This window comes from Arthrobacter koreensis (assembly GCF_035792275.1).
Classification (GTDB): Bacteria; Actinomycetota; Actinomycetes; order Actinomycetales; family Micrococcaceae; genus Arthrobacter_B; species Arthrobacter_B koreensis_A.
On the sequence record NZ_JAMWKK010000008.1, the window covers coordinates 13,855 to 35,266 of the forward strand.

Here is a 21,412-nt window from a genome sequence, read left to right on the forward strand (position 1 = left end):
CAGCGAGCGGCTTCCGAACATTGCCAAGGTGTCAGGAAATAATCCGGAATCTTTACGATCTGTCGGCCGCGGTGGAGCCGGTTTGCCTAGACTCCCAGCATGAGCCTGCAGCTGAGCACCGTCCTGGACCTCGACGTCGTCCGGGCCGGGGACCCCGAAATCCTCACCGGACATGATTCGCTGGGCGTGCCGGTGCGCTGGGTGCACGTTGCTGAACTGCGCAGCCTCGCGGACCTGCTCGAGGGCGGGGAACTGGTGCTGACCACGGGCCTTGCCTTCGGGGACTCGGCAGACCAGGCAGCCGAATACCTGGCGGGGCTGCAGGCCGCGGGGGTGGCCGGCGTCGTCGTCGAGATTCCGGGGGACCGCCCGGAGGCTGCCGCAGCGCTGGCCGCCGGCGCACGCCGGGCGGTTCCCGGCGGCGGTCCTGCCCTTCCCGTCATCCGGCTGCACCGCACGGTCCGTTTCGTGGAAGTCACTGAGGTGGTGCACCGCAGGATTGTGGCCGGCCAGCTCGAGCAGGTTGAAAAGGCCCGGCAGGTCCATGAAGTCTTCACCATGCTCAGCGTGCAAAGCGCCGGCGTGCAGGAGATTGTGGACCGCACCGCCGCGCTGCTCAACGCTCCGGTGGTCCTGGAGGACAGCTCGCACCTGGTGGTGGCGTTTGCCGCCGTCGGCCTGCCCGCTCAGGAACTGCTCCGTGACTGGCAGCGGCGCTCGCGGGCGGTTCACGGATACCGGGAAACAAAGGTCGCCGGTGACGAGCGCTGGCTGCAGACCCCGGTGGGCCTGGGCAGCGCACAGTGGGGCCGGCTGGTGCTTCCCGGGGCGCCGCAGGTCCCCGCTGCAGCGGCGGAAGCGGCCATGGTCCTAGAACGCGCCGGCCAGGCGCTGTCCATCAACCGCCTCGCCGAACGTGACCAGGCCGGTTTGGCCCAGCAGGCCCAGGCCGGGCTGATCCATGAACTGCGCGGTTCCCGGCCGCAGGAGGAGGACGAGGCACTCACCCGCGCCTCGGCGCTGGGGCTGAAGCCGTCCCCGGCATACCTGCCGCTCGTCCTGCACCTGGATCCCGGCTCCGGCAAGGATCCAATGTCCATGCAGCGCAGGGAGCGCGCCCTGCTGGAAATGCTCGACGCCGTGCTGGCTGCGACCCGGAACAGCGCACTCGCCGCCGCACTGCAGACCGGCCAGGTGGCTGTGCTGCTGGCGCTGCCGGCCAGGATGCTTGAGGACAGCCTGCTGGAGCGCATCTGCGGGGATCTTGCCGCCCGGACCTCGGCGGCAGCGGGCGAGCTGCGCTGGACCGCCGGCGTGGGACGCGCCCGCACCCGCCTGTCCGACGCCGCTGCCGGCCTGGATGAGGCAGCCCACGTTGCGCAGACAGCCGGGACGCTCGCTGCCGGTGCCAACCGGTATTTCCGGTCCACCGACGTCCGGCTTCGGGGGCTGCTGGCGCTGCTCCGGGAGGATCCGAGGGCGGTTTCCTTTGCGGAGGCGGAACTGCGCGGGATTGAAGCGGCGGACGACCTCGCCCTGCTGCAGCGCTTCCTGGAGTGCGGCGGAAACAAGACGGCGCTGGCCCGCAGCGGCTACCTCAGCCGTCCCACGCTGTACGCCCGGCTGCAGAAGCTCGAGTCCCGGCTGGGGGTCTCGCTGGATGACCCGGAGTCCCGCACTTCACTGCACGTGGCTGTGCTGCTGCGCCAGCTGCAGTCCCTGTCGCCAGCGGGCTGAGGGCGGCCCGGTAACAAACGCGCGCGTGATCCGGGGCAGGGTTCCGGCCGGGGTAGGTTCGACGCATGACCTCATCAGCCTCTTTGGACTACGGGCAGGCAGCAGCCACCGTGCAGATCGACAACGACCGCGTGCGGGTCACCCAGTGGTGTTTCCCTCCCGGCACGCAGACCGGCTGGCATGTCCATGAGATGGATTACGTGGTGGTTCCCACTGCGGCCGGCCATATGAGCTACGAAACCGCGGACGGTCCGGCAACCCTGGACCTGGTGGTGGGGGAGTCCTACGCCCGCAAGGCAGGCAGCGAGCACAACGTCATCAACAAGACGGACACCGAGTTCGCGTTCGTGGAGATTGAACTCAAGGACACCCGCGGTCGCCGCTCCTAACGCCCGGAGACCCGGTCAGCCATCTTGGCGATGGGCGACGTCGTGCTCCGGCCATTGCGTTCGGCGCGGTCGGCAGCGTAGTACGCGGCGTACATGGCCTTCACCGCGATCCAGCGCAGCGGTTCAGGTTCCCACCGGCGGACCTTCCGGTTTACCCAGGGCATGCGCGTGAGTTCGCTGCCGGGATCCAGGATCAGGTCCCGCAGAGTGCGTGCGGCAAGGTTCGTGGCAGCCACGCCGGTGCCCACATATCCGCCGGCCCAGCCCAGCCCGGTCTTCGGATCCAGGCCCACGGTGGCTTTCCAGTCCCGCGGAACCCCCAGGACTCCGGCCCAGGCATGCTCGATCCGCGCATCGGCCGCTGCCGGGAACATGTCCTGCAGCAGCGCGGTAAGGCTGGCGATCGTTTCCGGCTGGGTGGCGCCGTCGGTATCGGTGCGGGAACCGAAGCGGTAGGGCACGCCGCGTCCGCCCAGAGCGATGCGGCCGTCAGCGGTGCGCTGGGCGTACATGTAGGCGTGGGCCATGTCCGCAACGGTGTCCATTGAGTCCCAGCCGATCTGCTGCCAGACGGATTCCGGGAGCGGCTCGGTGGCGATCATGGAGGAGTTCATCGGCAGCCATTCGCGGTGGTGTCCGCGCAGGTTCGCGGTGAAGCCCTCGGTGGCGCGCAGGACGTACTTCGCGCTGACTGTTCCGCGGTCGGTCACGGCACGTCCGGGCTGGATATCCGTCACCGTGGTCCCCTCATAAATGGGAGCACCAAGGCCCTCGACGGCGGCAGCCAGTCCGCGCACCAGGCGGGCCGGATGGATGCGGGCGCAGTGCGGGTGGTGGATGCTGGCCAGCGCACCGGCAACGTGGATCCGCTCGGCGGTTTCGGCGGCGTCGAGCAGGCGGGTTCCGGCCTCAGGCCAGGCTGCTTCCTCCTCCGCCCAGGCACGAAGCCGTCCCAGCTGCGCTTCGTTGCGGGCAACGTTCAGTTCCCCGCCCTTGGCCACCGCAGCATCTATGCCTTCGGCAGCGGCAGCGGCAATCACTTCATCAACGGTTTCGTTGAGCAGTTCCTGGAACCGCCCGACGACGGCGCGGCCGTGCGACTTCACGTACTGGCTGCGCCCGCCCGTGATCGAGTTGGTCAGCCAGCCGCCGTTGCGTCCGGAGGCCCCGAACCCCGCGAAACGGGATTCGAGCACCACCACGGACAGCTCCGGGCGGGCCTTCTTCAGGTAATAAGCGGTCCACAGCCCCGTGTAACCGGCACCGACGACGGCGACGTCCGCCTCGCGGTTCCCGTCCAGTCCGGGACGCGGATCCGGAAGGCCGGTGTCCGCGTACCAGAAGGAAACGTTTCCGTTTACCGGGGCTGTGGAAATGCTCATCAGAGGTGGTTCAGTCCTTCCGTGAGGACGGAGCGCAGGATTGATTCGATCTGGTCGAACTCGGGCTGGCCGATGGTCAGCGGCGGCGCGAGCTGGATGACGGGGTCTCCGCGGTCGTCCGCGCGGCAGTAGAGGCCAGCGTCGTACAGTGCGGTGGAAATGTACCCGCGCAGCAGGCGCTCGGACTCGTCTGCGGAGAAGGTCTCCTTGGTTGCCTTGTCCTTGACCAGTTCGATGCCGTAGAAGTAGCCCTCGCCGCGGACGTCGCCCACGATCGGCAGGTCCTTCAGCTTCTCCAGCGTCGCCCGGAAAGCCGGGGCGTTGGTCTTCACGCGGTTGTTGAGGTCTTCGGCCTCGAAGATGTCCAGGTTCGCCATGGCGACGGCGGCGGAGACCGGGTGCCCGCCGAAGGTGTAGCCGTGGTAGAACGTGGTGTCGCCCTTGGCGAACGGTTCGAACAGCCGATCCGAGGCGATCATCGCGCCCAGCGGCGCGTAGCCGCTGGTGATGCCCTTGGCACAGGTGATGATGTCCGGCACGTAGTCGAAGTCGATCGAAGCGAACATCGAACCGACGCGGCCGAAGGCACAGATCGTCTCATCCGAGACCAGCAGGACGTCGTACTGGTCGCAGATCTCGCGCACGCGCTTGAAGTATCCGGGGGGCGGCGGGAAGCAGCCGCCGGAGTTCTGCACCGGCTCGAGGAACACGGCGGCGACGGTATCCGGGCCTTCGAATTCAATGGCTTCGCCGATGCGGTCGGCGGCCCAGCGGCCGAAGGCCTCGGGATCTTCGAGACCTTCCGGTGCCCGGTACTGGTTGGTGTTCGGCACGCGGAAAGCGCCCGGGACAAGGGGCTCGAAGGCGGACTTCATGTCCGGGATACCCGTGATGGACAGGGCGCCCTGCGGGGTGCCGTGATAAGCCACGGCGCGTGAGATGACCTTGTGCTTGGTGGGCCGGCCGGTGAGCTTGAAGTACTGCTTCGCCAGCTTCCAGGCGGACTCGACGGAGTCGCCGCCGCCGCTGGTGAAGAAGACGCGGTTCAGGTCGCCGGGGGCCTCCGCGGCGAGGCGCTCGGCCAGGTCGATGGCCGGGGGATGGGCGTAGGACCACAGCGGCATAAAGCTCAGTTCGCGGGCCTGGCGGGCGGCTGCCTCGGCCAGTTCTTCGCGGCCGTGGCCAACCTGCACGGTGAAGAGACCGGCCAGGCCGTCAATGAGCTCATGGCCGCGGTCGTCATAAATGTGGTGGCCTTTGCCGCGCGTAATAATCGGTACATTTCCACCGGCGGCAATTCCCGAGTGGCGGGCCATGTGCATCCACAGGTTCCTGCGGGCTGCCTCCTGGCGGTCCGTTCCGCGCGGCGTTGTTGACGAAGAAGTTGAAGGCTGGACAGTGGTTTCGGTCATCTGGTGCCCCAGTTGTAGGCCTGCTTGCGCAGGGATAGGTACATAAAGGTTTCGGTGGTTGAAACGCCGGGAATGCTGCGGAACCGGTTCACCAGGAGCATGAGGTCCTGGTCGTTTTCACACACCACTTCGGCCAGCAGATCGAACGAGCCGGCCGTGACAACGCAGTAGTCCACCTGATCAATGGCTGAGATCCGGTCGGCTACTGCCAGGACGTCATCGTTCACGCGGATGCCCAGCATCGCCTGCCGGGGAAAGCCCAGCTGCAGGGGATCGGTCACCGCAACGATCTGCATGACGCCGCTGTCTGTCAGTTTCTGGACCCGTTGCCGCACGGCCGCCTCGGACAGGCCAACGGCCTTTCCGATCGCGGCGTAGGAACGGCGTCCGTCCTCCTGAAGCTGCTCAATGATCGCCTTGGAGATGTCGTCGACGGAATGATTCCCAGAAGCGGATTCCATGGTTTTAGCCACCTCCAGGTGCGGATTCGAGAGCTCAGACTGCGTGAGTGTTAGCCATTCAATCTTTTATTTCGTGCGAAATCAAGGCTTTTCAGAACGGAAAGCGTGCTGACCTTTGCCATATTTTTTGGAAACCGTTGTGTAACAAAACTTTTACAACGAAAACCTTGTCGCGACGGATTTCGGTCTGGCACTATCAATCATCAACACCCGTCCGCAGTGCAGTAGTGCCAGCAAGGAGCCCCACATGTCGAAGCGCCCCGTGAACGATCCGATGCTACGGAGTATCGTCAACGCCCAGATGTCCCGGCGGAAGCTGCTCATGGGGGCCGGCGGGCTCTCGCTTGCCGGCATGCTTGCTGCCTGCGGCACCGGCGGAGGAACCGGCGGCGGCGGGGCCTCTTCGAAGCCGAGTCCGGCAACGGACGTGTCCGATTCTGAAAAGACCGTGAATTGGGCCAACTGGACCCTGTACCTGGACTACGACGACTCAACCCGGACCTATCCCTCGCTCGACGCCTTCAGCGCGGCCACCGGTATCAAGGCCAACTACTCCGAAGACGTGGACGGAAACGACTCCTACTTCGGTAAGGTCCAGGGCCAGCTCTCGGCCGGCCAGGACATTGGCCAGGACATTGTGACCCTCACCGACTGGATGGCCGGGCGCCTGATCCGCCTGGGCTACACCCAGGAACTGGATCTGGCCAATATCCCCAATTCCAAGAACCTGCTCCCGAGCCTGAAGAACGTGGACTTCGATCCCGGACGCAAGCACTCCCTCACCTGGCAGTCCGGCTTCGGCGGAATCGTCTGGAACAAGGAGGCATTCCCCAAGGGCCTGAAGTCCGTCTCCGATCTCTGGCAGCCTGAACTCAAGGGCCGCGTCGAGGTCCTCGACGAAATGCTGGACACCATGGGCCTGCTCATGATGGACAACGGCGTGGACATCACCGGCGACTGGGGTGAGGACGAGTTCGAGAACGCCCTGGACGTCCTGTCCAAGCAGATCGCCGACGGACAGATTCGCCAGGTCAAGGGCAACTCGTACAAGGAAGACCTGATTTCCGGCGACGCACTTGCCGTCATCGGCTGGTCCGGCGACATTACGCAGCTGAACTTCGAAGAGGGCGACAAGTGGGAGTTCGCCCTTCCTGAAGCCGGCGGCACGCTGTGGTCGGACAACCTCCTGGTGCCGATCGGTGCCACCCACAAGGCCAACGCCGAGAAGCTCATGGACTACTACTACGATCCCGTGAATGCGGCCACGGTTGCGGCGTACGTGAACTACATCTGCCCCGTTGAAGGCGCCCGCGAGGCCATGGAAGCCATCGATCCGGAGCTGGTGGAGAACCCGCTGATCTTCCCCACGGATGAGTACCTCGCCAACGCACACGTGGTCCGCACGCTGACCCCCGAAGAAGAGACGGACTTCAACGACCGCTTCCAGACCGCGATCGGAAACTGATACATGAGCACCACCGAACTTTCCCGGGAGCCCGGCGCAAGCACTGGCACGGGCGCAGACCTTGTCCTCTCCGGCGTCACCAAGCGCTTCACGGAGTTCACCGCCGTGGACAACCTGGACCTGGTGATTCCGTCCGGTTCCTTCTTCGCGCTGCTGGGGCCCTCGGGCTGCGGCAAGACAACCACGCTGCGGATGATCGCCGGCCTGGAACAGCCCACGGCCGGCACCATCTCCATCGGCGGCAAGGACATCACCGGCACCAGCCCGTACCAGCGTCCGGTTAATACGGTATTCCAGAACTACGCGCTGTTCCCGCACATGAGTGTGCTGGACAACGTTGCCTTTGGGCTCAAGCGCCGCAAGATCCGCGACGCCGAGGCCCAGGCCAAGGCAGCACTCGAACTGGTGGAGCTGGCGCACCTCGGCTCGCGCCGTCCGGCGCAGCTCTCCGGCGGCCAGCAGCAGCGCGTGGCCCTGGCCCGCGCCGTCGTCAACCGGCCCGCCGTGCTGCTCCTGGACGAGCCGCTCGGTGCGCTGGACATGAAGCTCCGCCGGCAGATGCAGGTTGAACTGAAGAAGATCCAGACGGAAGTCGGCCTGTCCTTCGTCCACGTCACCCACGACCAGGAGGAGGCCATGACCATGGCCGACACCGTGGCCGTGATGAACCACGGCCAGGTTGAGCAGATGGGCCCGCCGCAGGAACTGTACGAACTTCCGCGAACCGCTTTTGTCGCGAACTTCCTGGGCAAGTCCAACCTCATGCCGGCCGTGGTCACCGGGAACGCGGGGCAGTACCTGCAGATCGACGTCGCGGGCAACTCCCTGACGCTGCTCAAGGACCGCGCCACGGACCATACGGGCAAGATCCTGGTAGGCATCCGCCCGGAGAAGCTGCGGATGGAGGCCGACACGGCCGCGGCTGCGCCGGGTTCGATCCGCGGGGTGGTGCTCGATGCCTCCTTCACCGGCGCCAGCACCGAATACCTGGTCGACGCCGAGGGCATCGGCACCGTCGGTGTCTTCGCGCAGAACCACGGCGGAGCACTCTTTCACGACGGGGACCGGGTGCGCCTTGCCTGGGATCCGGAACACGCCTTTGGCCTCAGCGGAAGCGAGGACCGGGAGGCCGGCGCCGGAGAGGACGGCCTCTAATGGCGCTCCTCACCGCAGGCAAGGCCACCGGCACCGGGACCAGCGCTGCGGAGGAGGAGGCCAGCAAACGCCGGGGGCGGATCGGCTACCTGCTGATCCTTCCCGGATTCATCTTCCTGCTGCTCTTCTTTGCCATGCCGGTGCTTTCCCTGCTGGCGACCTCGCTGTACATCAAGCCGGAAGGCGCCGACGTCGGGCAGTTCGTTCCGGCGCTTGAATTCGGCAACTACGTGGTGGTGCTGCAGAACTACTGGCCGGCAGTGCTCCGTTCGTTTGGGTTCGCCCTGATCGCCACGGTGGCTGCACTGATTATCGGCTACCCGATGGCCTATCTCGTGGCTGTACGGCTGCGCGAGCGGAAGCTGCTCAAGGGCATCCTGCTGGTACTCATCATCGCCCCGTTCTTCACCAGCTTCATCCTTCGCACCCAGGCCTGGAAGCAGATCCTGGCGGATGAAGGGCCGGTGGTTTCAGTACTGCGGGCGGTGTCCCTGCTGCCGGAGGACGGACGGCTCACCGCTACGGCATTCGCCGTGATCTGCGGCCTGACGTACAACTTCCTGCCGTTTATGACCCTGCCCATCTACGCCAACCTGGAACGCCTGGATACCCGGCTGATCGAGGCCGGCGGGGACCTCTACGCGAACGGCTGGACCACGTTCCGCAAGATCACCTTCCCGCTGTCCCTGCCGGGCGTCATGGCCGGAACCCTGCTGACATTCATCCCCGCCACCGGCGACTACGTGAATGCAGCCCTGCTGGGCAACAACCAGAACACCACCATGATCGGCCAGGTCATCGACTCCCGGTTCTTCCGGGTGGTCGACTACCCGGGAGCCTCTGCGCTCTCCTTCCTGCTGATGCTGGCGATCCTGTTCCTGGTGATCCTGTACGTCCGGCGCTTCGGCACCAAAGAACTGATGTAAGGAACCAAACATGAAACAAAAACTAGGCCGCTGGCTCGTGCCGGTGTTCGGGGGACTGGCATTCCTGTTCCTCCTGGTTCCGATCGTTTACGTTTTCGCCTTCTCCTTCAACGACGCCGGACGCACCAACCTTTCCTGGCGCGGGTTCACGCTGGATAACTGGAAGAACCCCTGCGGTGCCCCCGGCGTCTGCGAGGCACTCGGCAACAGCCTGCAGGTAGGGCTCGCGGCAACGCTGATTTCGACGGCGCTGGGCACGGCAATCGCCGTCGGGCTGGTCCGTTACCGGTTCAAGTTCAACGCAACGGCCAACATGCTGATCTTCCTGCCGCTCGCCACCCCCGAGGTGGTGCTCGGCGCCTCGCTGCTGGCACAGTTCCTGAACATCGGGGCTGAGCTGGGCATGGGAACCGTCATCATCGCCCACTCCATCTTCTGCATCTCCTTTGTGGTGGTGACGGTCAAGGCCCGCGTGGCGAGCCTCGACCCGAAGCTGGAGGAAGCTGCCGGAGATCTCTACGCCTCGCCGATCCAGGCGTTCTGGCGGATCACCTTCCCGCTGCTGCTGCCCGGCATCGTGGCGGCTGCCCTGCTGGCCTTCGCGATGAGCTTTGATGACTTCATCATCACGAACTTCAACTCAGGCAACCTGGACACGTTCCCGAAGTTCATTTACGTGGCCGCGACCCGGGGCATCCCGGCGCAGGCCAACGTGATTGGTTCGGCCATGTTCATCATTTCCCTGCTGGTGGTCATTGGCGGCCAGGTCCTGGCACACCGCCGGGCCAAGATGCTGGCGGCCCGCTAGGGCAACAGCGCGAGGGAGTCTGGAGAGGCGCCGTGGTGGTAACCGCGGCGCCTCTTCCCTTGTTTCCAGCGTCCCTCAGGCCAGCAGCTCCCTCAGTCCAGCAGCTCCCTCAGGTCAGCAGCTCCCTGAGCCGGCGGGCGTTATGCACCGCCGCGCCGCCGCCGTCGTTATTGAAGTAGGCATAGACGTCCCGGCCGCCGGCCTGCCACTCGCGGAACCGACTAGCCCACCACTGCAGGTCCTGCTCCGGATAGGACCCGGCGTAGAGGGTGTGCTGGTCCGGCCCGTGAAGGCGCACGTAGACGAAGTCCGCTGTTGCCTCCAGGACGCAGGGCAGCTGGGCGCCGCTCATCACGCAGTAGGCCGCGTTATGCCGTGCCAGCAGGGCATAGACCTCCGGGGTGTTCCAGGAACCGTGCCGGAATTCGACGGCCACCTTGATGGTTTCCGGAAGGGCACCGAGTACGGCATCGAGCCGGGCATCATCGCGTTCAAAGTCCGGCGGCAGCTGAAGCAGCAGAACGCCGGCCCGGGATCCCAGCTCCTCCCAGCAGCGGATGATGCGGTCAATCCACACCTGCGGGTCGCGCAGCTTGCGGGCATGCGTCAGCCCCCGGGACGCCTTGACGGAGAACTCGAAACCCTCCGGCAGCCGGTCCCGGTAGCGGGCAAAGGCCTCCTCGCGCGGCCAGCGGTAGAAACTGCCGTTGAACTCCACGGTGTCGAACTCGCCGGCGTAGAACTCCAGCCACTTTGAGGCGGGGACGCCCGGGGGATAGAGCTCATGGCGCCAGTCGCTGTAGGTCCATCCCGAGGTGCCAATCCGCAGCGTTCCCATCCGTTGCCCTTTCTGTCCGGACCAACGTACCCCCGCAGGCGGAAAACTGCCGGGCAGCGTACCCAGAGGCGCATGCCGGGCGGCAGACTTGAAACGGAGCCTCTTGTTAACCGGCGTCCCCGGGGAAAGGACCCACCATGGACGAGCCAGAACAGCGGGAACAACCGGAACCGGAACAGTCCGGTTCCGGGAGGGGGAGCTACCTGCGGATGGTCCGCAGCCTACGGGCGCAGCCCGATGCCGTGTACAAGGCCTGGACTGACCTCTCCCACGTCACGGACTGGTGGGGGCCGGAGGGCTTTATCGTTCCGGAGGGCCGGGTGAGCATGGACAGCCGTGAAGGCGGCCGGTACCAGGCCTGCATGGTCAATACCATCACCGGTGACGAACTGTGGTGGGGCGGAACCCTCGAACGGCTGGATCCGCCGGACCACTTGTCGATGACCCAGCGGTGGGAACAGCCGGACGGAACGCCGGCCAGCAGCACTACGCTGATTACGGTGGACCTGGAACCGCACGACGGCGGCACGCAGATGTCCTTTGCGCAGGGCCCGTTCGCTGATTCAAACGACAGGGACGGCCACGAGACCGGCTGGAACTCCTCGTTCTCCCGGCTCGCGGAATACCTGGCCCGCCGCTCCTGAAATAACCGCGGGTTCCATTCGGTTGCACTGGTAAGCCCACTCAGCGCAACGAAAGGCCGGCTTTCCCATGACGTACCCGCTTTCCATCCTCGACTTCGCCTCCATTGAAGAGGGCGGGACTGCTGCCGACTCCTTCCGGGAAAGCCTGGCTCTGGCCCAGCACGCGGAGAAACTGGGGTACCGCCGCGTCTGGTACGCGGAGCACCACAACATGCCTACCATCGCGTCCTCGGCCACGAGCGTGCTGATCTCCTACATTGGCGCCAACACCTCCACCATCCGGCTCGGTGCCGGCGGCATCATGCTGCCCAACCACGCTCCGCTGACCATCGCCGAGCAGTTCGGCACCCTGGAGTCCCTGTACCCCGGACGCATCGACCTGGGGCTGGGCCGCGCGCCGGGCAGCGACCAGAAGACCATGCGGGCGCTGCGCCGTGATCCCATGTCAGCGGACAGTTTCCCGCGGGATGTCCAGGAGCTGCAGGGCTACCTCACCGGCAACAGCCTGATTCCGGGCATCGACGCCATTCCGGGCAAGGGCACCAACGTGCCGCTCTACATCCTCGGCTCCTCGCTCTTCGGCGCCCGCCTGGCCGCCGCTCTGGGCCTGCCGTACTCCTTTGCCTCCCACTTCGCGCCGCAGGCACTGCAGGATGCCGTCGCCCTGTACCGGCGCGAGTTCCAGCCCTCCGAGCAGCTGGCCGAGCCGTACGTCATTGCCGGCGTCAACGCCCTCGCTGCCCCCACCACCGAGGAAGCGGACGCCATCTTCAAGCAGTCCCAGCGCCGCCGGGTCACCCAGCTGCTGGGCAAGGACCGCACCTACACGGATGCGGAAGCAGACCTGGTGCTTGAGTCTCCGGCAGGCCAGCACATCAAAATGATGGGCCACTACTCCGCCGTCGGAACACCGGGCGAAGTCCGCCAGTACCTTGACTGGTTCGCCGAGCATGCAGCAGCTGATGAGCTGATCGTCGCCACCCACGCTCCGACCCTGGAGCAGCGCCTGCGTTCCTTCACCCTGCTGGCCGAGGCCGCGGAGCTCATCCCCGCCTAACCCCTCGTCCCCTCCCTCCGAGAGAACAGAAACTGCCCGTTTGGAGCCTCATACGGGCCGTTTCTGCTGTCTCGATGTGGGGGAGGGCTGTGCCAGAATCTAGGCATGGAAACATCCGCCCACGTCATCCGGGTTCACGTGCCGATGCGCTGGTCCGATATGGACGCCTACGGCCACATCAACAACGTTGAAGTGATCCGGATGCTGGAAGAAGCCAGGATCCTCGCGTTCGGTCCGCCCGGGGGTACCGGGGCGCCGGGAATTGAGCCGCCGGTGCCGCTTTTCAACATGGTGCCGCCGAATACCCAGTCCCTCGTCTCCGAGCACCGGGTCAAATACCTCGCCCCGCTTGAATACCGCAATATCCCTGCTGACGTGGATATCTGGTTCAGCTCCGTCAAGGGCGCCAGCATGGCCATCTCCTATCTGGTATCAGACCCGGTCACGAATAAGCCGTGCATCAAGGCGGAAACGACCCTGGCCTTCGTCGATGCTGCCACCGGAGCACTGCAGCGCGTCAGTTCAGAGCAGCGGGAACTGCTTCGTCAGCACACGGGAACCTCGGTCTTTGCCTGACGGGTCCCGGAAGAAAAGCCGGCGGACTACCATCTGAGACAGCATCACGCGAGGTTCCGGGGGCCGCTGCCTGCCTGAGGAGGACCTGCTGTGTCGAACAACCCGTGGTACAGCCTTGGCATCACACCGGTGGAAGCCCTCTGGGTGGTTCTTTCAGCCCTCGGAATCTATCTGGCCTTCTTCCTTTTAATCAGGGGCTTCGGGCAGCGGGCGCTGGCCAGCTGGTCCACCCTCGACAAAGCGATCGTCATTGCCCTGGGAGCCGTCGTGGGCCGGGTCATCCTCGGGTACACACCCACCCTGGCCGCCGGGGTCATCGGACTCGTCACCCTGTTCACGATGATGCGGCTGGAGGCGTTCCTCCGGCGCACCAGGCAGGGTGTGTACCTGAGCAGCAGGCCGGTCCTGCTCATGGCCGGGGAAGAAATCATGGCGGACAACCTCAAAAAAGCCCGGCTCCAGAACGACGAGCTGTACTTTAAACTGCGCCAGGCCGGAATCCGCAACTTCTCCGAAGTCGCGCTTGTGCTGCTCGAACCCACCGGGGACGTCAGCGTCCTGCGCAGGGGAGCGCTGGTGGACCGGGAATTGCTGCGCCGCGTGGTGGGCGGGGACAGGATCCCGGGCGAGCTGCTGCGGCCGGAGTAGCCGTACACGGACCGACCGCACATGCCGGGCTGCACCCGGGCCCGGGACTCCGATTAGGTGTTCGGGGGCATCCCGTGTAGAGTCTTTCTCAGTTGTTGTGTTGCGCATTTTGTATTTCAAGCGGCGAAACCCAAACGGGCTAGCCGCTTTTCTGTAAAAGCGGTAAAGGAACACCGCGACTGAAACCTCCCGAAAGTCGGGAAGTGTTTCAATCCAGAAGGAATATTAAAATGGCTACAGGTACCGTGAAGTGGTTTAACTCCGAAAAGGGCTTCGGCTTCATTGAGCCGGACGACGGCAGCGCCGACGTCTTCGCTCACTACTCCGCTATCAACTCCAGCGGCTACAAGTCCCTCGAAGAGAACCAGAAGGTCTCTTTCGACACCGAGCAGGGCCCCAAGGGTCCGCAGGCCACGAACATTCAGGGCCTCTAATTTCAGAAGCCTAGACGCCGCCGCAAAGGCAGGCATCTAAAAAGAAGAGCAGGACGGGAAACCGTCCTGCTCTTCTTGTTTAACCCATCCCAAAACCCCTCGAGAGGCCAGTTACGGCTCGTTTGAGCGTTCAAACGGGCCGTAACTGGCCTCTCGACGGCTGGGGCGGAATTGTAGGGGGCCTAATCCTGCACGCGCACGGCGGTTTCGCGCAGGTACTGCTCCACGCGGGTATAGGCGTCCTGGGTGAGAGCGCGCCAGAACTGCATGGCCAGACCCGGCTCGTTCTCTTCCATCCCGGAGATCTCCTCCGCCGGAAGCCGCCAGACCTCCACAGCGCCGTCGGCCTTCACCGTTGTTTCCTGCCGCTTGTCCTCACCAAGCGCCATTTCACCGAACGTCATGCCGGCACCCAGCCGGTTCAGCTTGACCCGGTGCCCGTCAGGACCGGGCATGAGCGTCTGCACGTGGCCGGAGGCAATGAAGTAGACACCGCTGAAACGCTGGCCGATCCGGCGGATGACCTCGCCGTCGTTATACGTGAGCTTCTCCATCCGTCCGGCCACATCCTTCGCCCTCTCCTCGCCCATGGGTGCAAGGGCGGGGGAGTCCATGGGCAGGATGCGTGCCGGCTGGACCAGGCCAGCGGCGTGACGCTCCAACAGTTCCTCCTCGCACCATTCCACCGCGGCGGAACGGGTAGCGAAGGACTGGATGTCATGTCCGTCCTCCATCAGGCTCTCGGCCACAGCGCCCTCGGAGTCCACGATCGCCAGGCTGCGTCCGGCCTGGGTGAGCATCTGGGCGGCTTCGGCGAACATGCGCATCGCCACCCCGGAAACCTCGTCCACGCTGCGCAGGTCCAGGACCACCAGTTCGACGTCGTCATCCAGGGACGCGAGTTCCCGCACCACGGCCTCGGCACCGGCAAAGAGCAGGTCGCCGTTCAGCTCCAGGATCCGCGCCCGGGTGATGTTGGCGCGCAGCACATTGGCTGCCTCCTCGCTCCGGCGGATGCCCGAGGGAGTGGTGCCGATGTCGTAGGAGCCGCGCAGTGCGGAACGGCCCGTGCGTCCGGCGCGGACAAAATGGAGTTCAAGGTCGCTGGAAAGACGCTGGGCGACGGCGACGCCGCGGACGCTGCTGCCGTGCTGGTCCAGGGGCGGAGAGTAGACAGCCAGTCCGATCTGGCCCGGAAGCACCGCAATCGTTCCGCCGGCTACACCGGACTTCGCCGGCATGCCGACGCTGCTCATCCAGGCACCCGCGTCGTCGTACATGCCGCAGGTCGCCATGACCGAAAGCACCCGCTCCACCTGGGCGATCTCGAGGACCTGCTCGTTGGTCAGCGGGTTGCGGCCGCTGTTGGCCAGGGTCGCAGCCATCATGGCCAGGTCCAGCGTGTTGACCATGACGGAGCACTGGCGGAAGTAGTCCTCGATGACCGGGGTGGGATCGGACTCAATGATGTCGAAGCTGCGCAGCAGATAGGCCAGGGCATGGTTGCGGTGGCCTGACCTGAGCTCGGACTGGTAGATCCGTTCACTGACCGAGAGCTGGCGGCCGGCGAAAGCCGAATACGTGTTGAGTATCCGCTTGAACCGCGAGTTGCCGCCGGACCCGCGCACCAGGGACGTCGCCGTCAGGGCGCCGGCATTGATCATTGCATTCGCCGGACGTCCGGTACCCTCGGCCAGGGAAATCTCGTTGAAGGAATCCCCGGACGGCTCAACATCAACCTTCGCGTCGACGTCGTCCATGCCGCGGTCCGCCAGCGCCAGGCCGTAGGTGAACGGCTTGGAGATGGACTGGATGCTGAACTCCTCGCGCGTATCGCCGATCTCGTAGACATACCCGTCCGCAGTGGCCAGGACGATGCCGAAGTTGTTGGGATCGACGTTCGCCATCGCCGGAATCGAGCTGTACGGTTTGCCGTCCTTCAGGTCGGCTATCTCGGCGTGGATTCGCTGCAGGTAACGGTGAATGGGGGAGTCCATCCTTCCACCCTACGGGGGCATGGAAACCCCGTGACCAGACCGTTACCTCTGTGTATACTGGCTCACAGTTGTTGTGTTGAGCGTTTTGAACTTCAAGCGGCGAAACCCGGATCCAGGGCCAGCCGCTTTTTTTGTCCAACGCTGCGTGGGACACTTCAGCTGGAAACTCCTCGACGGTCGGGGATGTTTCGCCTCAGAAGGATGATTAAAAATGGCAACAGGCACCGTGAAATGGTTCAACTCCGAAAAGGGCTTCGGCTTCATCGAGCCCGATGACGGCAGCGCCGATGTTTTCGCCCACTACTCCGCCATCAACGCGAGCGGCTACCGCTCCCTCGAAGAGAACCAGAAGGTTAGCTTCGATACCGAACAGGGACCCAAGGGCCCCCAGGCGGTAAACATCCAGGCTGTCTAACCAAAGACTTCCGGCCCTTTCACGGGCCAGCTGGACACGGATGCAGGACGGAACCCGTCCTGCATCCGGTGTTTAAGGCACTGTCCGGGTCTGCCGTCCGGCTCCGGAATTCGTCCTGCAGGCGTTCTCTGTCCAGCGCCGCCGGCGTACTTTGAACAGCATGGCTACCAGCGAGAAGAAGATGACTCCGGCAGACCTTGGAATCGACCTCAGCTCAGGTGCTCCCGGCCAGCTGTACCGCTGGCTGCTGGCGAGCCTGCTGTTTGGCAAGCGGATCCAGCAGGACATAGCGGCGCGCACCTGGCACGTGCTGATCGATAACGGACTCACCAGCCCGGAAAAGTTCGCAGGCATCAGCAGGGACCAGCTGATGCGCCTGCTCACCGAAGGCGGCTACGTCCATTACCGCTGGAAGGAAGACGACGAACTCCATGCCGTCATGGCCGGAGTCCTCAAGGAGTACGGATCGGTCCAGGACATGGTGAAGGGCGCGGGTTCCCCGGAGGAGCTTCGGCGCAGGCTGGAAGAGTTCCCCGGAGTAGGACCGGTCACGGCGAACATCTTCCTGGAGTGGGTTCCGGAGCGCTTCAACGGAACCTATTCCGGCTAGGCACGCGGCCGGGCGTAACGCAGCGCACAAAACGGCGTGTATCTGTCTATACTCCTAACAGCTTCAAGAACTGCGGCCGCCAAGCTCCGACTTGGCCGCATACCAACCCCACGCTCGTTGGGTGGTTCGGATGAAGAAGCGGCCTGCACTCGCCCCAGGGCAACCGGTGCCAGGCAAGAGCACGCCGAAAGGACCGGCGCCCGGCGCCGCAGCCATGGATAATGCCCCAGCAATTCCCGTTACAGCATCCCTCAACGCAGTGAGCCTGCAGGATTATGAGGCCCTGGTCAGCATCCGGGAGGCGTTTGTTAACTTCCTCCTCGGCGAGCCGGCCGCGGCCGTATGAGCGGACCCTCGGGCCTGCTGCTGGACACCCCGGTCCTGGCGGAGGTCCGCAGCGATTCGCCGGACCCCGCCGTCGTCAGTTTCCTCCGCAGCCGAAGCCACCTCCGGGTGTTCGTTTCGGCGCTGACCGTGGGGGAGCTTGAGTCCTGTTCCCCGGCATGGCTGCGCGAACTGTCCGCGCGGTTCACGGCCAACATTCTTCCCGTGGACCACGAGACCGCCCTGCTCTGGCGCACGCTGCCGGAGCCGGCTCTCCAGGACCCCCGAGGCACCCTGAAATCATGGCTCGCGGCGACGGCGATCCAGCGCAGGCTGACCATCGTCACCCCCGAACCTGAGTCCTTTGTGGCCTGTGGGGCGCAAGCGGTCAGTCCATTCACGGAATTCCGCTGACCGCAACCCCTGTGAGAGAATTCATTGTCCCGGGTGAGGCCGGGCACACTGCCGCGTGCTGTCTTGGCGCCGCGGACACTCGCAAGTTAGGAATTCCTGGCCGATGGCTGAAAACACTCCCCGCGCGGATGCAGTACCGCATTCAGAGCGGATCGATGATGACGGCGGCAAAGCTGCCAAATGGAAAATTGTTGGCCCCGGACTCGTGGTTGCGGCCACGGGTGTTGGCGCAGCAGACATGGTCGCCACCCTGGTGGCGGGTTCCCGCTACGGCTACGGGCTGCTCTGGGCGGTCATCCTCGGCGTCATCCTGAAGATCATCCTGGTTGAGGGAGCGGGCCGTTTCACGCTCGCCACCGGCAAGACCATCTTTGAGGGCTGGCGCTCCCTGGGCCGCTGGACCACCTGGTACTTCGGCCCGTACATCATGATCTGGGGCTTCGTCTACGGCGCCACTGCCATGTCATCCGCCGCCCTTCCGCTGGCAGCGGTCTTCCCGTTCCTGCCGCTGTGGGCCTGGGCCATCCTGATGGGACTGGCCGGCTTCGTGATGGTGTGGTTCGGCAAGTACGCAACCTTCGAGAAGATCACCGCCGTCCTCGTTGGCCTGATGTTCGTCACCGTTGTGGGCCTGGCCATCATCGCCATGCCCAACATCCCCGAGATGTTCAAGGGCTTGGTCCCGATGATCCCCGAGGGCGGCGTCGTCTACACGCTGGCACTGGCCGGCGGCGTCGGCGGCACCATCACGCTGGCGGCCTACGGCTACTGGCTGCGCGAAAAGGGCTGGTACACGCCCAAGTGGATGAAGGTCATGCGCATCGACAACTCGATGGCGTACGTCATGACGGGCATCTTCGTCATTGCCATGCTCATCGTCGGTGCTGAAGTTGTCCGCACCGCAGGCATCACCCTCAGCGCCGGAGACAAGGGCCTGCTGGATCTCTACGACGTCCTGAAGCTCGAATACGGCGACTTCGTGGGCACCGGCTTCCTGGTAGGTTTCTGGGCAGCGTCCTTCTCCTCCATCATCGGCGTCTGGAACGGCGTATCCCTGATGTTCGCCGACTTCTGGGGGAACATGCGCGGCAAGGAATCCGGCCACCCGGACACCCGTGTGGGCGGCAAGTACTTCAAGTTCTACGTCCTGTGGCTGACCTTCCCGCCCATGATCCTGTTCGCCCTGGGCCAGCCCATCGGCCTGATCCTGGCGTACGGCGTGCTGGGCTCGCTGTTCATGCCGTTCCTCGCAGTCACGCTGCTGGGCCTGCTCAACGGAAAGCGCATTCCGAAGGAATGGGCCAACCGCCTGCACACAAACCTCGCGCTGGGAATCACTGCCCTGCTGTTCATCATCCTGGGCCTGCAGCAGGCCTGGAAGGCTCTTGCGCCGGTATTCGGCGGAGAATAGTCCGGCCCCGGGAACGGCCCTCCGGCCGGTTCCGGAAACCCTGATCGATGCACCCTCAGACTGCCCTGCCGCGCACCAGCGCGGCAGGGCAGTTTAGCGTATTGCCCCGGCATCCACGAGGGAAAAACGCAGTTCGAAAATATGTAGCGGGACCCCAGGTACGCGCTGAGAACCCTCCGTTACGCTGTAATGGCGAGAGAAGGTTGCAGCATGGAAATCAGCGCAGCGGGTGGCCTGAATCGTCTGATTGCGGGCCGATACCGACTCATCGAACCTATTGGCCACGGTGGCATGGCCACCGTCTATCGAGGACTGGACGAGGCTCTCGGCCGCGACATCGCCGTGAAGCTCTTCCGGGCCAGTGCTGTCGATCCCGACGACGTCGGGCGGCAGGAAACAGAGATGCGGCTTCTGGCTTCCCTCACCCATCCCGGGCTGGTCACGCTGTACGACGCCGGCAAGGACGATGCCGGACGGGACGACGGCCCGGACGGAGAGCCGCGGGCTTTCCTGGTCATGGAACTGGTGGACGGCCCGGACCTGCGCAAGCGGCTCCGGGAGAGCCCGGTTCCTGCAGTTGACGTTGCGTACGTGGGGGCGGAACTCGCCGGTGCGCTGGCTTACATCCACGCCCGGGGTGTCATCCACCGGGACGTGAAACCCGCCAACATCCTGCTGCCTCCGGCCATAGCGGGCACGGCTCCGCGTGCCAAGCTCACCGACTTCGGAATTGCCCGGATGATCGACGGCGCACGGTACACGGCGACGGGAGCCACCCTCGGCACAGCCAACTACCTCAGCCCCGAACAGGCGTCCGGCCGCTCGGCTTCGGCGTCCTCGGACATCTACTCGCTGGGCCTCGTGCTGCTCGAATGCCTCACCGGACGGATCGAGTTCGGCGGCAGTCCCCTCGAGGCCGCCGTCGCGCGCCTGAGCCGGGACCCTGAAATCCCCGGTTCGCTGGGACCCCAGTGGCCTTCACTGCTGGCGGGCATGACTGCCCGGGATCCGGACTCCAGGCCAACCGCTGCCGAGGTGTCGGCTGCCCTGCTGGACTACCGCTGGGTACTTCCTGCCGCACCCCCGGCCTCCGGAGAGCGGGCACAGTCTGCCGGGCATTCCCCGCTGGACCACGCGACGGGTGAGACAACGGCCGACGGCGCCGCGGATGGCCCGCAGGCCACCGGTCCCGACCGCGCTGTCCCCGCCGACCGCGCCGACCGCGCCGTCCGTGCTGACCGCCCCGTCCCTGCCGACCGCGCTGTCCCTGCCGACCCTGCGCCGGCCGTTGGAGCCGCGTTCCCCGACGGCCGTACCCCTGCCATGGAGCGGGCCGCGGCGGCGTACCTCGCCAAGGATGAGTCGGACCATCCGGACATCCACACCCCTGCTGCGCCGCCCACCCCTCCCTCGATCGGACGGGTTGCCCTGGCCGGAGCGGCAGACCGGGCCGGAGCGGCAGACCGGGCCGGAGCAGCAGGCCGGGCTGGGTCCCGGACGGGCGCACGGGCGGAGCGTGCGGCCCGTGCCGCGGCCGCACCGGCGGCAGTTTTCCCGCTGCCTCCCGGGCGGGCGGTTCTGGCGGGACGTGCGCTGCTGGCAGTCCTGGCAATGACCGTCCTGACCGTCGCCGTCGTGCTGGCCGCAGGCCGGGTTGGTGCTGCGGATTCGGTGAACCAGCAGCCGCAGCCCGGGCAGGTCGGCGGGACCAGCACCGGAAGCCCGCAGTAGGAGCGGAAACACTCCTGCCTGGACACGGGCCGGTGTTAGGCATGGATGCCTGGGACCTCGCATACTGGATAAATGAGTTTTCCGGCGTTATCCGAGACTGACCGCTGTCCGTGCCTGAGCGGTGACACTTACGGGCACTGCTGCCGGCGTTTCCACGCCGGTACCTCTCCTGCCCCCACAGCGGAGGCGCTGATGCGTTCGCGCTATACCGCTTTCGTCACGGGGGACGCTGACTACCTTGTGCGCACCTGGCACCCGAGTTCCCGTCCTGCCCACGTGGAACTGGAGCCCGAAATGACCTGGCGGCGGCTGGACATCCTCTCCAGCGTTGCCGGCTCGCCGCTGGACTCGACCGGCGTCGTTACCTTTGAAGCCCATTACCGCCAGGACGGTGCCGCCGGTGTGCAGCGCGAACGCAGCACCTTCGTGCGGGAAGGCGGCCGATGGCTCTATGTAGCCGGCGACTAGCGCCTCCTGCCTTCCGCCCGTCCGGCCGCGAGCCTAGGCTTAAGTAGCGTCCGACGGTGGGCCCGGAGGATACGGGCCTGAACAGGGAAGTCTCCCGAACAGGCGTACGC

At 65.3% G+C, this 21,412-nt stretch carries 22 protein-coding genes and 1 riboswitch; of the genes, 17 read left to right on the forward strand and 5 right to left on the reverse strand.

Translation table 11 applies throughout. From position 1 onward, the window contains the following. Window positions 1–99: 99 nt before the first annotated feature. Both NGB94_RS09450 and NGB94_RS09455 read left to right on the forward strand, forming a co-directional pair. Complete coding sequence (locus NGB94_RS09450; RefSeq protein ID WP_325790372.1) at window positions 100–1,737, forward strand: PucR family transcriptional regulator; 1,638 nt, start codon at window positions 100–102, stop codon at window positions 1,735–1,737. 65 nt (window positions 1,738–1,802) lie between these two features. After that, a complete protein-coding gene (locus NGB94_RS09455) occupies window positions 1,803–2,126 on the forward strand; it encodes a cupin domain-containing protein (protein WP_325790373.1) in 324 nt (107 codons plus the stop codon). Here the strand turns inward: NGB94_RS09455 and NGB94_RS09460 are convergent. The 3 genes from NGB94_RS09460 to NGB94_RS09470 are packed head-to-tail and all read right to left on the reverse strand — an operon-like array spanning window position 2,123 to window position 5,381. Beyond that, on the reverse strand, window positions 2,123–3,508 hold the full coding sequence (locus NGB94_RS09460; protein ID WP_325790374.1) for an FAD-dependent oxidoreductase: 1,386 nt from the start codon (window positions 3,506–3,508) through the stop codon (window positions 2,123–2,125). The genes NGB94_RS09455 and NGB94_RS09460 overlap by 4 nt on opposite strands. Continuing rightward, complete coding sequence (locus NGB94_RS09465; RefSeq protein WP_325790375.1) at window positions 3,508–4,920, reverse strand: aspartate aminotransferase family protein; 1,413 nt, start codon at window positions 4,918–4,920, stop codon at window positions 3,508–3,510. Before NGB94_RS09465 ends, NGB94_RS09460 begins: the two co-directional genes overlap by 1 nt. Next, window positions 4,917–5,381, reverse strand: a complete 465-nt coding sequence (locus NGB94_RS09470) for an Lrp/AsnC family transcriptional regulator (protein WP_154578621.1) — start codon at window positions 5,379–5,381, stop codon at window positions 4,917–4,919. Before NGB94_RS09470 ends, NGB94_RS09465 begins: the two co-directional genes overlap by 4 nt. Before the next feature lie 247 nt (window positions 5,382–5,628). On the opposite strand from NGB94_RS09470, the gene NGB94_RS09475 reads away from it, so the two are divergent. The 4 genes from NGB94_RS09475 to NGB94_RS09490 are packed head-to-tail and all read left to right on the forward strand — an operon-like array spanning window position 5,629 to window position 9,735. Further along, on the forward strand, window positions 5,629–6,846 hold the full coding sequence (locus NGB94_RS09475) for a spermidine/putrescine ABC transporter substrate-binding protein (RefSeq protein ID WP_325790376.1): 1,218 nt from the start codon (window positions 5,629–5,631) through the stop codon (window positions 6,844–6,846). A gap of 3 nt (window positions 6,847–6,849) precedes the next feature. Then, window positions 6,850–8,001, forward strand: a complete 1,152-nt coding sequence (locus tag NGB94_RS09480) for an ABC transporter ATP-binding protein (RefSeq protein WP_325790377.1) — start codon at window positions 6,850–6,852, stop codon at window positions 7,999–8,001. Next, window positions 8,001–8,927: an ABC transporter permease gene (locus NGB94_RS09485; protein WP_325790378.1), complete on the forward strand. Its 927-nt coding sequence runs from the start codon at window positions 8,001–8,003 to the stop codon at window positions 8,925–8,927. The genes NGB94_RS09480 and NGB94_RS09485 overlap by 1 nt, the downstream gene beginning before the upstream one ends. A gap of 10 nt (window positions 8,928–8,937) precedes the next feature. Next, entirely contained in the window at window positions 8,938–9,735 is a 798-nt protein-coding gene (locus tag NGB94_RS09490) for an ABC transporter permease (RefSeq protein ID WP_325790379.1), read from the forward strand. A 109-nt stretch (window positions 9,736–9,844) separates the two neighbouring features. Here NGB94_RS09490 and NGB94_RS09495 read toward each other — a convergent pair whose 3' ends face one another. Further along, complete coding sequence (locus NGB94_RS09495) at window positions 9,845–10,573, reverse strand: DUF72 domain-containing protein (protein ID WP_325790380.1); 729 nt, start codon at window positions 10,571–10,573, stop codon at window positions 9,845–9,847. 137 nt (window positions 10,574–10,710) lie between these two features. Here NGB94_RS09495 and NGB94_RS09500 point away from each other — a divergent pair, with 137 nt between their 5' ends. From NGB94_RS09500 to NGB94_RS09520, 5 genes are all read left to right on the forward strand, one after another. Then, window positions 10,711–11,217, forward strand: coding sequence for an SRPBCC domain-containing protein (locus NGB94_RS09500; protein WP_325790381.1), 507 nt, complete (start codon window positions 10,711–10,713; stop codon window positions 11,215–11,217). A gap of 67 nt (window positions 11,218–11,284) precedes the next feature. Beyond that, window positions 11,285–12,274, forward strand: a complete 990-nt coding sequence (locus NGB94_RS09505; RefSeq protein ID WP_325790382.1) for an LLM class flavin-dependent oxidoreductase — start codon at window positions 11,285–11,287, stop codon at window positions 12,272–12,274. 105 nt (window positions 12,275–12,379) lie between these two features. Beyond that, window positions 12,380–12,850 (forward strand): acyl-CoA thioesterase, encoded by a 471-nt coding sequence (locus tag NGB94_RS09510; RefSeq protein ID WP_325790383.1) that lies wholly within the window; start codon window positions 12,380–12,382, stop codon window positions 12,848–12,850. A 90-nt stretch (window positions 12,851–12,940) separates the two neighbouring features. After that, complete coding sequence (locus NGB94_RS09515) at window positions 12,941–13,498, forward strand: DUF421 domain-containing protein (RefSeq protein ID WP_325790384.1); 558 nt, start codon at window positions 12,941–12,943, stop codon at window positions 13,496–13,498. A gap of 230 nt (window positions 13,499–13,728) precedes the next feature. Then, entirely contained in the window at window positions 13,729–13,932 is a 204-nt protein-coding gene (locus NGB94_RS09520) for a cold-shock protein (protein WP_055240158.1), read from the forward strand. Window positions 13,933–14,114: 182 nt separating this feature from the next. Here NGB94_RS09520 and glsA read toward each other — a convergent pair whose 3' ends face one another. After that, window positions 14,115–15,929 (reverse strand): glutaminase A, encoded by a 1,815-nt coding sequence (glsA, locus tag NGB94_RS09525; protein WP_325790385.1) that lies wholly within the window; start codon window positions 15,927–15,929, stop codon window positions 14,115–14,117. Between the two features lie 211 nt (window positions 15,930–16,140). Between glsA and NGB94_RS09530 the strand changes: the two genes are divergently transcribed. The 6 genes from NGB94_RS09530 to NGB94_RS09555 all read left to right on the forward strand — a co-directional run bounded on the left by NGB94_RS09530 (window position 16,141) and on the right by NGB94_RS09555 (window position 21,302). Next, the gene (locus NGB94_RS09530; protein ID WP_066298618.1) at window positions 16,141–16,344 is read left to right on the forward strand and encodes a cold-shock protein; all 204 of its coding nucleotides are present in this window, start codon (window positions 16,141–16,143) and stop codon (window positions 16,342–16,344) included. Between the two features lie 160 nt (window positions 16,345–16,504). Beyond that, on the forward strand, window positions 16,505–16,954 hold the full coding sequence (locus tag NGB94_RS09535) for a hypothetical protein (protein ID WP_325790386.1): 450 nt from the start codon (window positions 16,505–16,507) through the stop codon (window positions 16,952–16,954). Window positions 16,955–17,015: 61 nt separating this feature from the next. Beyond that, window positions 17,016–17,140, forward strand: a riboswitch (SAM riboswitch). Between the two features lie 156 nt (window positions 17,141–17,296). Beyond that, window positions 17,297–17,692, forward strand: a complete 396-nt coding sequence (locus NGB94_RS09540) for a hypothetical protein (protein ID WP_325790387.1) — start codon at window positions 17,297–17,299, stop codon at window positions 17,690–17,692. A 103-nt stretch (window positions 17,693–17,795) separates the two neighbouring features. Next, complete coding sequence (locus tag NGB94_RS09545) at window positions 17,796–19,103, forward strand: Nramp family divalent metal transporter (protein ID WP_325790388.1); 1,308 nt, start codon at window positions 17,796–17,798, stop codon at window positions 19,101–19,103. A gap of 291 nt (window positions 19,104–19,394) precedes the next feature. Then, window positions 19,395–20,834: a protein kinase domain-containing protein gene (locus tag NGB94_RS09550; protein WP_418910632.1), complete on the forward strand. Its 1,440-nt coding sequence runs from the start codon at window positions 19,395–19,397 to the stop codon at window positions 20,832–20,834. 72 nt (window positions 20,835–20,906) lie between these two features. Then, window positions 20,907–21,302: a YchJ family protein gene (locus NGB94_RS09555; protein WP_325790390.1), complete on the forward strand. Its 396-nt coding sequence runs from the start codon at window positions 20,907–20,909 to the stop codon at window positions 21,300–21,302. Window positions 21,303–21,412: the final 110 nt, after the last annotated feature.